This is a genomic window from Pseudomonadaceae bacterium SI-3 (assembly GCA_004010935.1).
Taxonomy (GTDB): Bacteria; Pseudomonadota; Gammaproteobacteria; order Pseudomonadales; family Pseudomonadaceae; genus Stutzerimonas.
In genome coordinates this window covers 4,322,757-4,338,969 of record CP026511.1, presented here as the reverse complement: position 1 = coordinate 4,338,969, position 16,213 = coordinate 4,322,757, and the positions used below count along the sequence as shown (strand labels likewise).

The window sequence follows — 16,213 nt, the reverse complement described above, 5'->3', positions numbered from 1 at the left end:
GCGCGAACGTCTCTTTTCAGCGGCTTGACAGACGGTCGCCACGCTCGAACCGCCAGGTTCTGATGATCTCGACCTGATCGAAGTTCTGCGCCAGCTCACCGGAAAAAGGGGCAAAAGGTGCGGCAAGCCTGACTATGCGCATAGCGGCCTGGTCGAGCATCGGCTGGCCTGAAGATTCTAGTACTCGAAGCTCCTGTACCGCACCGTTTCGGTCAACGATCACCAGCATGCGCAGGCTGCCGTAGATACGTTGACGGCGCGCCTCGTCGGGGTAGTTCAGATTGCCGATACGTTCGACTTTCTTGCGCCATTCGTCCCGGTACCAGGCGCTGATGTCGCGCATGGTGGCTGCGCTGTTCTGACGACTGACGCGAGGCCGCTTGGCGTATTGCTCGACCTGTTGGGCGAGTTCGGCTTCAAGGCTGGCGATTTCCGCGCTGAGCTGCGAACTGTCATAGACGGGAGCCGGCTGCGCCTGTGGCTGCGGCTTGTTCTTTTGTGGTTTTGCCGGTGTCTTGTCCGGCTGCGGTGCGCGGGTTGCTACAGCTGTCTTAGGCGCCTCGCTAGGGCTGCTAGGCGGTGGCGACGAAGCGGGCGAGACCTTGCGCACCTGAGTGTCCTGGAACGGCGCTTGCTCGGTCGTTTTCGGCGAGGCCTTATGCTCCAGCGTGCCGCTGCCTTGCTGATTGTCCTGAGCCAGGAAATCTGCTTCCTTTGGCTTGTCTTCGCTTTTAAACGTGGACAAGGTGATTTCCAGCGATTTGCTGGTCTGCTTTGGTTCGGAGAGCGTGAACCCGAGCCCTAGAATGAGGGCACCATGAAGCGCGGCTGCGAGAAATATCGTAAAGCCGAGACGGTCTGCCGGACGGACACCGGTAGGGGTAAGAGAGGGTTGGCGTGTAGCGGCGTTCATCGCATTTCAGTCGGCTTGAAGTGCGCGCAGTCTGCCCAGCGTGACCGTAAAAGTCTATGAACCAGGCGGCAGCTTTGATGGGTCGGCGTGACGATGGGTCGCCCCAAACACAGGAAGCGTTCGGTGGAGAGGCGGTCGGCTAGGCCAACCGCCTTGTCACTAAACGTTGGGTCTGCTCAATTTTGCAGCGATAGCGTCCACCAGGCGCTCGCCGATGCGGGTATCGAACGCATTGTCGATCTCACGAATGCAGGTCGGGCTGGTAATGTTGATCTCGGTAAGGAAATCACCGATCACGTCCAGTCCGACGAAAAGCAGCCCGCGTTTGCGCAACTCTGGCCCGACAATCGCGGCGATCTCCTTATCGCGCTCAGAAAGTGGCTGGGCGACGCCGCGTCCGCCGGCAGCAAGATTGCCCCGTGTTTCGCCCGCTGCCGGAATGCGCGCTAGGCAATAGGGCACCGGCTCGCCGTCAATCATCAGGATGCGCTTGTCGCCCTCATTGATGGCCGGTATGTAACGCTGCGCCATAATCTGGCGACTACCATGCTCGGTCAGTACTTCGAGAATCACGGAAAGGTTCGGGTCGCCTTCGCGGTGGCGGAAAATCGATGCGCCACCCATTTCATCCAGCGGTTTGAGAATGATGTCACGCTGCTCGCGAGCAAACTCCCGCAGAATGTCGGACCGCCGACTGACAAGGGTTGGTGGGGTGCATTGCGGAAACTGGGTGGCAAAGAATTTCTCGTTGCAATCGCGCAGGCTCTGCGGACTATTCACCACCAGCGTGCCGGCCTGCTCGGCAAGCTCCAGCAGGTAGGTGGCATAGACATACTCGCTATTAAAGGGCGGGTCCTTGCGCATCAGGATGACATTGAGATCGGCAAGAGCGCCGTCGACCTCTTCCCCTGTTTCGTACCAGCGTTGGGGGTCGTTGAAGACCTGGATCGGGCGCATGCGGGCCCGCGCCTCGCTGGCAAGCTGGTAAAGATCGCGCTGTTCCATGTAATAGATCGTCCAGCCGCGGTCCTGGGCTGCCAGCAGCATGGCCAGGGAGCTGTCTTTCTTGAATGCGATCTGCGCGATTGGGTCCATGATGATCCCGACGCGAACAGTCATGTGGTGGTCTCCAACGAGTGGCAGCAGGGGCTGCAGAGGCTTGAAATGCCGACGCAGATTGGCCGCGGTTGTGCGCTGGGTCAAGGAAAATCCCGCTGCTCCGGCGGCAGATAGCTTGCATTTGAGGAGTGTGCTAAAAAGGTCCGGCGATTGGGTGCAGCCCATCGATGACAGGGCCTCCGGCGCACTGACATAACGATAAACTACGACTCACCGAGGCGATGGTAGGGCGAAATGGAACAGCACTCCGAGGGCTTGAAGGTCATGGTGATCGACGATTCGAAAACGATTCGTCGCACTGCCGAAACGCTACTGAAGAAAGTAGGTTGTGATGTGATCACGGCGGTGGATGGCTTCGATGCGCTTGCCAAGATCGCGGATAGTCACCCGCGCATCATCTTCGTCGATATCATGATGCCCAGGCTTGATGGTTATCAGACCTGCGCGCTGATCAAGAACAACAGTTCTTTCAAGTCCACGCCGGTGATCATGCTGTCCTCGAAGGATGGTTTGTTTGACAAGGCCAAGGGGCGGATCGTGGGGTCGGACCAGTACCTCACCAAACCGTTCAGCAAAGAAGAGTTGCTCGGTGCTATCAAGGCCCATGTGCCGGATTTTTCACCGGTTGAGCAAGTATCCTGAAGTCCGGCCCTGTGTGCCGCTGAAGCCTTTCCCACGGAGAAACCATGGCTCGCGTTCTGATTGTTGATGACTCGCCGACCGAGATGTACAAGCTGACAGCCATGCTGGAAAAGCATGGACACGTCGTGCTCAAGGCCGAAAACGGTGCCGATGGCGTAGCGCTTGCGCGCCAGGAGAAACCGGACGCGGTTTTGATGGATATCGTAATGCCCGGCCTGAACGGTTTTCAGGCAACTCGCCAACTGACCAAAGATGCTGAAACCAGTCACATTCCGGTGATCATTGTGACCACCAAGGATCAGGAAACCGATAAGGTCTGGGGCAAGCGTCAAGGTGCCAAGGATTACCTAACCAAGCCTGTGGACGAAGCGACACTGCTGAAGACCCTGAGCGCCGTACTTGCCGGTTAATCGACGATTTCGGGATTCGGACAAAGGAAGTTGCCAGCATGTCGGATACGCCTTCGCCTTTTCAGCGACTCTTGGAGATCGACAGCCGTTGTAGGGCTTTGGCTGCCGGATTGCCGTCGCAGCAAGAAGCTGTCCAGACATGGGCAGGTATAGGTTTCCGGATGGGTGGCCGACTGTTCGTTGCCCCGATGGGGGAGGTTGGCGAAATACTCCACGAGCCGCGCTATACCCTGCTCCCCGGAGTGAAAGCCTGGGTGAAAGGGGTTGCCAACGTCCGCGGCAGGCTTTTGCCTATCATGGATCTGTGCGGCTATCTAGGACTGGAGTTATCGCCGCTACGCAAGCAGCGGCGCGTGCTGGTGGTGGACCACCAGGAAGTGTTTGCGGGATTGACGGTCGATGAAGTGTTCGGCATGCAGCATTTTCCGGTAGATGCTTTTTCCGAACAGCTGCCACCTGTTGAGGCATCGATTCAACCATTCATTCATGGTGTTTTTCAGCGTGAGCAGCCCTGGCTGGTCTTCAGTCCGCACGCGCTTGCCGCGCACCAGAAATTCCTGGACGTGGCGTATTGATTTAGGTGGGGTCGGCTGATGCCGGCCTTTTGGTTCTTGGAAGGAAACGTACGGGTGGTCCAGGCGGGGGCCGGAAAAAATGAAAAAAATGAACGCGAATGCATTGTTGGCAGGTGTACGTAGCAATACGTTGATTGCTGGCCTGTTTATCCTCCTGATCGTGTCGATGGTGCTGCTGTTCGTGAACTTTGCGTACATCAATACACAGGCCGACTACGATAACGAATATGTTGGACACGCAGGTGAGCTGCGAGTTCTCTCCCAGCGTATTGCGAAGAACGCGGTTGAGGCGGCCACTGGTACTGCCGAAGCATTCGACTCGCTGAAAGATGCTCGCAATGACTTCAGCGAGCGTTGGAGCTATCTCTCCGTCGGTGATGAGCGCATTGGGCTGCCAGCGGTGCCGGAGTCGCTTCAGTCTGAGGTGGCGGCAGTGCAGCAGGATTGGGATACGCTGCGGCAAAACACTGACGCGATCCTTGCCAGCGAACAAACCGTACTGTCCTTGCACCAGGTTGCTGCGACCCTGGCCGAAACCATCCCCCAGCTTCAGGTCGAGTATGAGGAGGTCGTGGACATCCTTCTCGAAAGTGGTGCCCCTGCCGCTCAGGTTTCCGTAGCGCAGCGTCAGTCGCTGCTCGCGGAACGTATTCTGGGCTCGGTCAACAAGGTACTTTCCGGCGACCAGGACTCAGTGCAGGCTGCAGATATGTTTGGTCGTGACGCCAGCCTGTTCGGTCGCGTCCTCAGCGCCATGCTCGAAGGCAACGAGGCCATGGGGATCACCCGGGTGAGCGACGTCGAAGCATTGGATCGGCTGGCGGCAATCTCTGAGCTGTTCCAGTTCGTGTCCGGATCAGTGGATGAAATCCTGGAAACTTCACCGGAACTGTTCCAGGTGCGTGAGTCATCGAACAGTATTTTCGAAGTCTCGCAGACCCTGCTCGACAAAACGTCCGAACTGACCCAAGGGCTTCAAAATCGTGCCGAAGCCCGTTACGTCAATACACTGGCTGGCTATGTCCTTGGTGCATTGGCACTGGCTTCAATTCTGTTGATCGGCCTGGTCATGGTCCAGGTTACACGTCGTCGGTTGAGCGAGACCGCGGAAAAGAACGAGCGTAACCAGACAGCGATTTTGCGTCTGCTCGACGAAATCGGCGATCTGGCTGACGGTGACCTGACGGTAGCTGCCACGGTTACCGAAGACTTCACCGGCGCCATCGCCGACTCGATCAACTATTCCATTGACCAGTTGCGAGACTTGGTTGAAACGATCAACCAGACCGCCGTACAGGTCTCTGGTGCGGCCCAGGAAACCCAGGCGACTGCGATGCATCTGGCCGAGGCATCCGAGCATCAGGCTCAGGAAATTGCCGGTGCATCGGCGGCGATCAACGAAATGGCGGTGTCGATTGACCAGGTATCGGCCAACGCCGCCGAATCCTCGGCGGTAGCTGAGCGCTCGGTAGCGATCGCAAACAAGGGCAACGAGGTGGTGCATAACACCATCACCGGCATGGATAACATTCGGGAGCAGATTCAGGACACCTCCAAGCGAATCAAGCGTCTCGGCGAGTCCTCGCAGGAGATCGGGGATATCGTTAGTTTGATTAACGACATCGCCGACCAGACAAACATCCTTGCGTTGAACGCTGCGATTCAGGCCTCCATGGCAGGTGATGCCGGTCGAGGCTTCGCGGTAGTTGCGGACGAAGTACAACGCCTTGCGGAGCGATCCTCTGCTGCAACAAAGCAGATCGAAGCCCTGGTGAAAACGATTCAGACCGACACGAACGAAGCGGTTATCTCGATGGAGCAGACTACATCCGAAGTGGTTCGAGGTGCCCGTCTGGCCCAGGACGCCGGGGTTGCTCTGGAGGAAATCGAAAAGGTATCCAAGAGCCTCGCGGCGCTTATCCAGAACATTTCCAACGCGGCCCGCCAGCAGGCGTCGTCGGCTGGTCATATTTCCAACACCATGAACGTCATTCAGGAAATTACCTCGCAAACCTCCTCGGGCACCACCGCTACTGCGAGGAGCATTGGTAACCTCGCCAAGATGGCCAATGAAATGCGGCATTCGGTATCCGGCTTTACCCTGCCGGAAGCGCAGGATCAGGCCTGAATTGGAGAACGCGGCGGCCTGAAATGGCCCGCTGTGGAAGTTCATGGATAAGGGGCAGGACATGCAGCCAGGTGTTGATTGGTCACTGAGACCCTTGGCTGATATGTCGGCGGCGGAATTCAATGACTGGCAGGCCCTGCTCGAAGAGCGCTCCGGTATGGTCGTGACCGAGCAGCGTCGGGCCTTTCTTCAGACCAATCTGAGCAGCCGAATGCGCGAAGTCGGGGCGCAGGACTACGCGAGTTATTTCCGTCAGGTCACTGACGGCCCCCGCGGGGCTGTGGAATGGTCCACCCTCATGGACCGCCTGACGGTACAGGAGACTCGCTTTTTCCGTCACCCGCCGTCGTTTGCAGTGCTTTCCGATTACATAAAGGGGCGTGTCGAGTCGCGAAGCGCTGCTCAGCCCTGGTCGCTGTGGAGCGTTGGTTGCGCAAGCGGCGAGGAAACATACTCGTTGGCGATTTGTACCGCAGAGGCGCTCAAGTGCGCCGGCGGCGAAACACAGTTTGGTGTGATAGGAACCGATATCAGTCTCAGCGCGTTAAGCCGTTCGCGCGAGGGCCTTTACGGTCTTCGTCGGCTCGAGCAGCTGGACCCCGACCTACGCGAGCGGTATTTCCAACCACTGGCGGGTGATCGTTTCCAAGTAGTGCCTAGCCTGGCAGCAAGGGTGTGCTTTGCCCGACTTAACGTGCTGGAGCTGGCCGGTGCGCCAATGTCCGATGTGGACGTCATTTTTTGTCAGAACCTGTTGATTTACTTCCGCCGCTGGCGCCGCCGCGAAATCCTCAATCGTCTTGTCGAGCGCCTGGCGCCGGGAGGATTGCTGGTTATTGGTGCGGGCGAGGTTGTCGGTTGGCAGCACCCGGAGCTGGTTCCGGTGGCTGATAGTCAGGTTTTGGCCTTTACCCGGAAATGTTTATGAGCGGAGTCGCTATGGGTGATCGGCACGATTATGTCGCCCTGGAGTGGGTGAAAGGCGAAATTGCCGAAACGCTGAAGCAGGCACGGCAGGCCTTGGAAGCGTTCGTCGAAAACCCGCAAGACTCGACGCGGATGCGCTTCTGTCTGACCTACGTGCATCAGGTGCTTGGCACTTTGCAGATGGTTGAGTTTTATGGCGCTGCACTGCTTGCCGAGGAAATGGAGCAGCTTGCCCGTGCGCTGTTGGATGAAAGCGTCGCCAGCCAGACCGAAGCGCTTGAAGTGCTCATGCAAGCGATTCTGCAGATGCCGGTTTATCTGGATCGTATCCAGAGTGCTCGGCGCGATCTACCCATGGTCGTGCTGCCGCTGCTTAACGATCTTCGGGCGGCGCGTGGCGAGAAGCTGTTATCGGAAACCAGCCTGTTTTCGCCAAACATGTCCGCGCGGGCGCCGGCCCTGTCGGGCGAGTTTTTGGCGCAGCGACAGACCGAGGATCTGCCAAGTTTGCTGCGAAAACTACGGCAGATGTTGCAGGTTGCGTTGGTTGGGGTCATTCGCAACCAGGATCTACCTACCAACCTAAGCTACATGGCGCGAGTCTTTGCGCGTCTGGAAATGCTCTGTAAAGATGCGCCGTTGGGTGCGCTGTGGCAGATCGCATCCGGCGTGGTTGAGGGGCTCGCCAGTGGCGCTGTCGCTAATGGCACCACGGTTCGGAACCTGTTACGGCAGGTAGACAAAGAGCTGAAGCGTCTGGTTGCTCAGGGCGCAGAGGGCATCAACCAGGCCGCCCCTGACGAGCTGACCAAGAATCTGCTGTTCTATATCGCCAAGGCGCCGGCTCAGTCGCCCCGCATCCAGGCCTTGAAGGCTGAGTACAGTCTGGATGATGCGTTGCCTGACAGCACGCTAGTCGACGAAGAGCGGGCTCAGCTGGCCGGGCCGGACCGCGGTGCTATGCGTTCGGTTGTGGCCGCGTTGTGTGAGGAGCTGGTTCGGGTCAAGGACAGCCTGGACCTCTTTGTACGCAGCGACCGCTTGGGGCTCACTGAGCTTGGCGCGCTGCAGCCGCCGCTCAAGCAGATTGCCGATACGCTAGCCGTGCTCGGTTTCGGTCAACCACGTAAGATCATTCTAGAGCAGATCAGCCTGGTCGAAGCCTTGGCCAATGGGCAGCAGCAGCCTGACGACGCCGCTTTGATGGATGTCGCAGGCGCCCTGCTGTACGTCGAGGCGACGCTCGCTGGCATGGTTGGGGGCACCGCAGCCGAGCATCGAGGCGAGGAGAGTCACCTCCCAACAACGGACGTCGGCCAGATCCATCGCCTGGTTATCCGAGAGGCGCGTACGGGTCTGGAACAGGCGAAAGACGCGATTATCGAGTTCATAGCCTCCCAATGGAATCATCAACATCTGGCACGTGTTCCGGAGTTGCTGACCCAATCCCGCGGCGGGCTCGCAATGGTACCCCTTGCCCGCGCTGCGGCCTTGCTGGATGCCTGTAACCGCTACATTCAGGAGCAATTGCTAGCGAAGCAGGCGATCCCGGATTGGCAAAGTCTGGATACGCTGGCTGATGCAATAACCAGCGTCGAGTACTACCTCGAGCGTCTCAGCGAAGACTGCGGCTCGCAGGGCGACCTGATTCTGGATGTCGCTGAAGAGAGTCTGCAGGCGTTGGGCTATCCGCTCAGTGAGCAGCCTTCTAGCGCGTTGGGAGAAGCCAGCCCTGAGGTGAGCGTCGAGCCGTCAGATCCGCTCGATGACATCGAAGTGCTGCCTTCCGAGCCCGCGGAGGCCCCCGAGCCTGCTGCCGAAATGCAAGACCAGGCCTCGATACGATCAGATTTTCCGCCTTCTGAGCAGCACCCGAGTGTTGATACCGAGCTTGCCACCCAAGGAGCATTGGGCGTCGACGATGTGGCGGAACCCGAGTCGTTCGATTGGCCAGGCGAAACTCTCGAACTGACCGAGTTGGAGTCTTTGCAGGCGGACGATGCGTCGCACGCTGCCGAAGGACAGCCTGCCGATGATTCGCCGGGCTACGAGCTGGAGTGGAGCGAAGCCGAGATGGCTGCGCTCGATATGCCTGAAGTCGTGCTGCCCGGCCCCATGGTTCATTCGGCTTCTAACGAGCCGGCTCTGACCATGGAAGACGTCATGGCTACGCCTGTCGTCTCGGTCAATCCCCCTGCTCGGGATGTTCCGCCGAGCCTTCTGCCTCCGCCTGAAGGTGAGGAGGCAGTCGATGATGACTTGCTCGAAGTGTTCATCGAGGAAGCCGCCGAGGTTCTCGAAACCATCACCGAGTACCTGCCACGTTGGTGTGACGATCCTTCTGACAAGGAGGCCCTCGGCGAGGTGCGGCGCGCCTTCCATACACTCAAGGGCAGCGGGCGCATGGTCCGTGCGTTGATCATTGGCGAACTCGCCTGGTCTGTCGAAAACCTGCTCAATCGGGTCCTTGATCGCAGCATTGACGTAGGCGAGCCGGTCAAGCAACTGGTACGTGACGTAGTGGCTCTGATGCCAACCTTGGTCGAAGAGTTTGCAGCGAAGGCACAACGCCAGCGCGACGATGTCGATCGGTTGGCTGCCAACGCTCACGCCTTGGCCAAAGGGGAGTCACCTGAGCCTGACCCTCAGGGCGGAGTCGCGATTGACCAGCCGGCCCAGGAAGAGGTGATTGATGAAGTGCTGGATCCGCAGTTGCTGGAGATATTCCGCAACGAGGCAGAAGCGCATCTTGCAACGCTCGTCGACTTTCTCGCCGATTGCGCGCAACGACTGCCGCAACCAGTTACCGACCCTTTACAGCGTGCGCTACATACCCTCAAGGGGAGCGCGCACATGGCCGGAATCCTTCCGATGGCAGAGATCGCCACACCATTGGAAAGAATGGTCAAGGAATTCAAGGCCAACCTGATACAGATGGATCTGGCCGAGGCCGAACTGTTACATACCGCAGAGCAGCTGCTCAGGCGAGGGCTGGACAATCTTGAGCGTGAGCCACTGGCAACGATCGAGGGAGCAGAAGATTTCATAGCCAGCGTGCATGCGCTGCATCAGGCACGGCTGGCGGACGCTGGCGAGCGTGGTGATACAGAACAGGGTGAGCCACGCGATCCAGGCATGATTGCGATGTTTCTCTCCGAGGGCATGAACATCCTGCTCGACGCTGAAGCGCTTTTGCAGAGCTGGCGCGAGCATCCTGCCGAGCGGCAGGAGCTAACGGCGTTGTTGGAAGAGTTGACGACGCTTGGTCTCGGCGCTCAGATGGCCGAGCTTCCGCAAATCGACACGCTGTGTCAGGTGTTACTCGACCTGTATGCGGTTGTGCAGGAAGGTCGTCTCGCAGTCAGCGCACGGTTCTTCGATGACGTTGAACAGGCTCACGAGGCGCTGGTTGGCATGATGGATCAGGTGGCGGCCGGTCTGCAGGTGACCGGACAGCCGGAGCTGGTGGCCCGGCTTCAACAGTTACTGGCCGAAGCGATTGATCCGCTCACTTTTGAGCAGCCGGGCGAAGAATGCGCCATGGCGCCGTCTGCTACGTTTGACTCAGTGGACGGTGCTACACAGCCTCAAGCCGAAGCCGAAGCCGAAGCCGAAGCCGAAGCCGAAGCCTGGCTCGCCGAGCCTTTTTCGGGCCAGGACGAGCTAGACGAGGAAATGGTCGAGATCTTTCTTGACGAAGCGGTCGATCTGCTGGAAAGCGCTGGCGGCGCGCTGGAACGCTGGCTGGGTGACCCAGCCAATCAGTTGGCGTTATCGGCCTTGCTGCGTGACCTGCATACCCTCAAAGGCGGCGCGCGGATGGCTGAAATTCGGCCGATCGGTGATCTCGCGCATGAGCTGGAAACCCTCTATGAAGGGCTTTCAGACGGTCGCTACGTGCATACGGATGATCTTGCCTCGCTGCTCCTACGCAGCCACGATCAGCTGGCTATTCAACTTGAGCAGCTCCAGGCGCACAAGCCAATGGACCCCGCTGCGCGGCTAATCGAGCATATTCGCGCTTATCGGCAAGGGATCGCACCGAGCTTCGACCCGGCTGTTTCGTCCGATGACGAAATGCAAATGGTCGACAAGGACCCGCAGAGGGCTGAGTTTGCGGCTGGTGATTCAGAGCAGTTGGAAGCTGCGCATGGGCCCGATGATTCCCTTCTCGGGCATGCTGCGGAAACCGATGAACGTGAGGACGAACGTGCATCGGGCGACGCTATCCCCTTTGAAGCGTTGGTCCAGCCAGTCGAGCAGGTCATCGTAGAGCTACCCGAAGAGCCGGAACCGGCCGAATCGCCGGAGCCGACTTCGGCGGCGGAGCCAGGCAAGGCAGGAGCAGGCAGCTGGGAAAACCGCGATCCAGAGCTGGTAGAGATCTTTCTAGAGGAAGGCTTTGACATCATCGAGCGCGCCGGAGCATCGCTTCAACGCTGGATCGATGATGTGGACAATAGTTTTGAGATCGAAGCGTTGCAACGGGATCTGCACACCCTGAAAGGCGGTGCGCGGATGGCGGACATACGCGAGATCGGTGATCTGGCCCACGAATTGGAGTACCTCTACGAGGGGCTGTGCGCCGGTCATTACCGCGCCAGTCCAACCTTGTTCGCCCTCTTGCAAACATGCCATGACCGGCTCGCGGCGATGCTCGATGCCGTGCGCGCTTTCCGTGAGCTGCCGGACGGACAAGACCTGATCGCAACCATTCAGCGTTTTCGGGCGAACCCTGAAGAGCAATTGAGCATGCCCAGCAGCGTTGCGTTGAAGGCAGCGCAGGATGCCGCCCAAGACGCTGCCGAAGCCGAGATTCTCGATATTTTCGTCGAAGAAGCGGACGAGCTGCTGGAGGAAATGGAGTCCGCTCTCGGGCGCTGGGAAGCCACAGGTGATGGCGTCGCGCCTCTGGCCGACATGATGCGGGTGCTCCATACCCTGAAAGGTGGTGCGCGGCTGGCGGCTCAAGTTCGGCTGGGCGACATGGCGCATGACCTGGAGCAACGTCTGAGCGAGGCGCAACTGCAAGGCGGTCCATGGACTGACAGCCTGTTTCTGGACGTGCAGGGCAGCTATGACGCATTGCTCAAAGAAGTCGAGTCGATGCGCTCGCGGCTGATAACTGAGCCCGATCTGGAGACAGACTCACAGCCGCAGGAAAATGCGCAGGCGGAGCACTCAAGCTTGTCCGTCATCGTGCTCGAAACGCCTATCGTGGCCGCCAGTGCTCAGGCTCCGATCAGCACCTCGCCGGCTAAGGTTCTGCCATTCATCCGCCGCGCCGAACAGGCTGCACTGGATGCTGCTTCACGCCGCGCACCGCAGGAACTGGTCAAGGTGCCTGCGGACCTTTTGGAGGGATTGGTCAACCTGGCGGGCGAAACATCAATTTTCCGCGGTCGGGTTGAGCAGCAGGTCAGCGACGTTGGCTTCACCTTGGGAGAGATGGAAGCCACTATCGAGCGGGTTCGCGACCAGTTGCGACGGTTGGACACCGAAACCCAGGCGCAGATTCTTAGCAGCTATCAGGCTGAAGCCGAGCGTGCAGGCTACGACGACTTCGATCCGCTGGAAATGGACCGGCATTCGCAGTTGCAGCAGCTGTCACGCGCACTGTTCGAGTCGGCATCGGACCTGCTGGATCTAAAGGAAACCCTGGCCGCGCGTAATCGCGACGCGGAAACCTTGCTGCTGCAGCAGGCGCGGGTCAACACGGAGCTGCAGGAAGGCCTCATGCGCACCCGCATGGTTCCCTTCGATCGGCTGGTGCCTCGTTTGCGCCGGATCGTTCGTCAGGTGGCTGGCGAGCTAGGCAAGCAGGTCGAGTTCCAGGTGGGCAATGCGACAGGTGAGATGGACCGCAGCGTACTCGAGCGCATCGTTGCGCCATTGGAGCATATGCTGCGCAACGCGGTTGACCACGGTATTGAGGTCGGCGCCAAGCGTGTCGCAGCAGGTAAGCCCGAGCAGGGCAACATTCGCCTGGACCTGAGCCGTGAAGGCGGGGATATCGTGCTGGCCTTGAGCGATGACGGTGCAGGCATCAACCTTGAAGCCGTTCGCCGCAAGGCGATCGAGCGCGGCTTGATGCAGCCCGGCATCGAACTGTCGGACCATGACGTGCTGCAGTTCATTCTCGAGGCCGGTTTCTCGACCGCCGAGCAAGTGACGCAGATATCCGGGCGTGGCGTCGGCATGGATGTGGTGCATTCCGAGGTCAAGCAGCTCGGGGGCTCCATGAGTATCGAGTCTACGCTTGGCAAAGGAACACGCTTCCTGATCCGCCTGCCATTCACTGTGTCGGTCAATCGGGCTCTGATGGTGTATTCCGGCGAGGATCTTTATGCGATTCCGCTGAACACGATCGAAGGTATCGTGCGTGTGTCGCCTTACGAACTCGAAGCCTATTACCAGCCAGGTGCATCGCGCTTCGAGTATGCGGGACAGACCTATGAGTTGCGCTACTTAGGCGAGCTGCTGAACAACGGTCAGCGGCCAAAGCTGGTCGGGCAAAGCCTGCCGTTGCCGGTAATCCTGGTGCGTTCGAATGACCACAGTGTGGCGGTACAGGTCGATAGCCTCGCCGGTTCCCGAGAAATTGTGGTGAAGGGCTTGGGGCCGCAATTTGCCACTGTGCCAGGTATTTCCGGTGCGACCATCCTCGGCGATGGCCGAGTTGTTGTGATCCTCGATCTGCTCGCGACAATCCGTGTTCTGCATGCGCATTTGCTCACCCAGCAGCAACCATTGCGCCTGCTCGGCGAAGACGAACCGGCCGATATTGAAGTTGATCGGCCAACGCTGGTGATGGTCGTTGACGATTCGGTGACTGTGCGCAAGGTCACCAGCCGCCTCCTAGAGCGGAACGGAATGAACGTGCTGACGGCCAAGGATGGTGTCGACGCAATCACGCAGCTGCAGGAGCGCAAGCCGGACATCATCCTGCTGGATATCGAGATGCCGCGGATGGACGGTTTCGAAGTAGCGACGCTGGTGCGCCACGATGAGCATCTGAAGGATCTGCCCATCATCATGATTACCTCGCGAACCGGCGAAAAGCACAGGGATAGGGCCATGGCCATCGGTGTGAACGAGTACCTTGGAAAGCCTTATCAGGAATCGCTGCTACTCGAGACAATCCAGAAATTGGTTCCGCGTCATGAGTGAAGTCAGCCCCGCCCGCATCGGAGTGATCGCAGACACTTCGTTGCAGCGCCATGTGTTGCAGCAGGCCTTGAGCGCCAATGGTTACAACGTCGTGCTCAACTGCGACCCGGCACGGATTGAAGAATCAGACTTGGTGGCAGCGCAAGCCGACCTGTGGCTGGTCGATCTGGCGCAGACGGAAGATTCGCCGCTGGTCAATGCCTTGCTCGAGCGGGACAGCTGTCCGGTTTTGTTTGGCGAGGGGCACGCGCCGGAGCGCCACTCCGAACATTATCCGCGCTGGGAACGGCGCATGTTTGGCAAGCTGAAGCGGTTGGTTGGCGACCCTTCTCGAGTTGTGGGCCCACGTCTTGAGGGGTTGCGTGGAGAAGCGGAACGTGCCACCCGCCTGGCGTTGCCCGGCACGCTGCTGGCTGCGGCTGATTCGATCGCCGGGGAACCTGCCCGCGAAGTATGGCTACTGGCGGCATCGCTGGGTGGGCCAGAGGCGGTAAAGGCTTTTCTTGATGCGCTGCCGGTAGGGCTGCCGGTTGGCTTCGTCTACGCCCAGCATATCGAGGCAAGCTTCGAATCGGCCCTATCGCAAGCGGTGGGGCGACACAGTCAGTGGAGCGTTAATCAAAGTCGTGCAAACGACTCGATACGTTGCGGAGAGGTGGTCGTGGCGCCTATCAGCGAGGAGATGGGGTTCGGCAAGGATGGCGCCATGCTGCTCCATGGGCGAAGCTGGCCCGAGCCCTATAGTCCGTCCATCGATCAGATGATGCTTAATCTGGCTCAGCAGTTCGGTGATCGTTGCGGTGTTATCGCATTCAGCGGCATGGGCAGCGATGGCAATGCCGCAGCCGCCTATGTTTTACGTCAGGGCGGCAGGGTCTGGACCCAACGAGCCGACTCTTGCGTCTGCTCGAGCATGCCCGACAGCCTCCGCGAGGGTGGATATAGCTCGCTCAGCGGTGACCCTCGCGAGCTGGCTCAGGCCTTGGTCAATCATTTTGCGCAACAGGCCAGCCAGCCCGTTGTGGCATTGCAACTGGATAACCTATGAGTCAAGCCGCTATCACTCAGGATACCTCTGCCAGCCTAACCGGGCTTCTGGTCCCCTTAGCCGACCGAATGTTGCTAGTGCCAAACGTCGCGTTAGCGGAGCTTATTCCTTATCGCGCTCCGCAGTCGGCGCAAGGCACCCCGCCCTGGTTCCTTGGGCAGGTGTCGTGGCGAGACCTGACATTGCCGCTGTTGTCCTTCGAGGCGGCATCGGGCGGTCAACCCAGCACCGGGGCCGGTTCGCGCGTAGCCGTGCTAAATGCCCTGGGTGGGCGTGATCATGTGAAGTTCATTGCTTTGCTGGTTCAGGGTATCCCGCGCTCGGTCAAGGTTGACCCAAATTTGGCACGCTCGGACGTCCCGTTGGCCCCCCTGGAGTTGGATGCGGTCAACCTTGGCGATGTTCAGGCGCGCATACCGGACCTTATCGCGCTGGAGCAGAAACTGGCGGACGCCGGCCTGATCTGAGTCGGGACATGCCGGTCGTGTCGGGCCGGTCGTCAGGGCAACTGCCGTGTTTTCCGCTCAGGCGTCCGGCTGGAAATCACCCCAGAGTTGCTGCGCGATGCTAAGTGCCACGACTGGGGCGGTTTCTGTGCGCAATACTCGTGGCCCGAGGCGGGCCGGTTGAAACCCTGCATTGCGCGCCAGTTCAACCTCGGCGTCATTCAAGCCGCCTTCAGGGCCAATGAGAAACGCCAATGTAGCCGGTGGGCGATGCGAGGATAGCGGCTCAGCTACCGGATGCAGGACCAGTTTCAGCTCCGCGTCCAGCTCCAGCCAATCCTGCAGTGGCATTGGTGAGTGAATGGTCGGGACGACCGAACGTCCACACTGTTCGCATGCGCTTATGGCGATCTGGCGCCAGTGCGCCAAGCGCTTATCGGCACGTTCGTCATTCAGCCGTACTTCACAGCGCTCGCTGACGATTGGCGTGATTTCCGCAGCGCCCAATTCGGTCGCTTTCTGAATGGCCCAATCCATACGCTCGCCGCGCGACAGCCCTTGGCCCAGGTGGATCTTCAGCTTTGATTCGGGCAAGCCAGGGCGCTGCTCATGCAGTCGGACCTTCACATGCTTCTTGCTCACCTCCACCAGTTCGCCGCAGAACTCCTGGCCGCTGCCGTCGAACAGCTGCACTCCAGCGCCCACGGGCAGTCGCAGAACCCGGCTGAGGTAATGCGCTGAAGCTTCCGGTAGCTCGCATGTACCAAGTGAGAGAGGCGTGTCGATGAAGAGTCGGGATATGCGCATCGGAAAGCTACGGTCGAAGGTTGGGGCG

11 protein-coding genes are annotated in these 16,213 nt (G+C 59.4%); 8 read left to right on the top strand and 3 right to left on the bottom strand.

All coding sequences use genetic code 11. From position 1 onward, the window contains the following. Window positions 1-16 precede the first annotated feature (16 nt). The gene (locus C1896_20185) at window positions 17-913 is read right to left on the bottom strand and encodes an energy transducer TonB (protein AZZ47041.1); all 897 of its coding nucleotides are present in this window, start codon (window positions 911-913) and stop codon (window positions 17-19) included. 159 nt (window positions 914-1,072) lie between these two features. After that, window positions 1,073-2,032, bottom strand: a complete 960-nt coding sequence (locus tag C1896_20180; GenBank protein AZZ47752.1) for a glutathione synthase — start codon at window positions 2,030-2,032, stop codon at window positions 1,073-1,075. A 234-nt stretch (window positions 2,033-2,266) separates the two neighbouring features. Here C1896_20180 and C1896_20175 point away from each other — a divergent pair, with 234 nt between their 5' ends. From C1896_20175 to C1896_20140, 8 genes are all read left to right on the top strand, one after another. Further along, window positions 2,267-2,674, top strand: a complete 408-nt coding sequence (locus C1896_20175) for a response regulator (protein ID AZZ47040.1) — start codon at window positions 2,267-2,269, stop codon at window positions 2,672-2,674. A gap of 44 nt (window positions 2,675-2,718) precedes the next feature. Further along, window positions 2,719-3,084: a response regulator gene (locus tag C1896_20170; protein ID AZZ47039.1), complete on the top strand. Its 366-nt coding sequence runs from the start codon at window positions 2,719-2,721 to the stop codon at window positions 3,082-3,084. Between the two features lie 38 nt (window positions 3,085-3,122). Further along, window positions 3,123-3,659, top strand: a complete 537-nt coding sequence (locus C1896_20165) for a chemotaxis protein CheW (GenBank protein AZZ47038.1) — start codon at window positions 3,123-3,125, stop codon at window positions 3,657-3,659. A gap of 79 nt (window positions 3,660-3,738) precedes the next feature. Further along, complete coding sequence (locus tag C1896_20160; GenBank protein ID AZZ47037.1) at window positions 3,739-5,787, top strand: chemotaxis protein; 2,049 nt, start codon at window positions 3,739-3,741, stop codon at window positions 5,785-5,787. Between the two features lie 61 nt (window positions 5,788-5,848). Continuing rightward, window positions 5,849-6,715, top strand: a complete 867-nt coding sequence (locus tag C1896_20155) for a methyltransferase (GenBank protein ID AZZ47751.1) — start codon at window positions 5,849-5,851, stop codon at window positions 6,713-6,715. A gap of 11 nt (window positions 6,716-6,726) precedes the next feature. Further along, window positions 6,727-13,884: a hybrid sensor histidine kinase/response regulator gene (locus C1896_20150; GenBank protein ID AZZ47036.1), complete on the top strand. Its 7,158-nt coding sequence runs from the start codon at window positions 6,727-6,729 to the stop codon at window positions 13,882-13,884. Next, window positions 13,877-14,932, top strand: coding sequence for a chemotaxis protein CheB (locus C1896_20145; GenBank protein AZZ47035.1), 1,056 nt, complete (start codon window positions 13,877-13,879; stop codon window positions 14,930-14,932). Before C1896_20150 ends, C1896_20145 begins: the two co-directional genes overlap by 8 nt. Further along, window positions 14,929-15,399 (top strand): chemotaxis protein, encoded by a 471-nt coding sequence (locus C1896_20140; protein AZZ47034.1) that lies wholly within the window; start codon window positions 14,929-14,931, stop codon window positions 15,397-15,399. Before C1896_20145 ends, C1896_20140 begins: the two co-directional genes overlap by 4 nt. 57 nt (window positions 15,400-15,456) lie before the next feature. Here C1896_20140 and C1896_20135 read toward each other — a convergent pair whose 3' ends face one another. After that, entirely contained in the window at window positions 15,457-16,185 is a 729-nt protein-coding gene (locus C1896_20135) for a 16S rRNA (uracil(1498)-N(3))-methyltransferase (GenBank protein AZZ47033.1), read from the bottom strand. Between the last annotated feature and the right edge of the window lie 28 nt (window positions 16,186-16,213).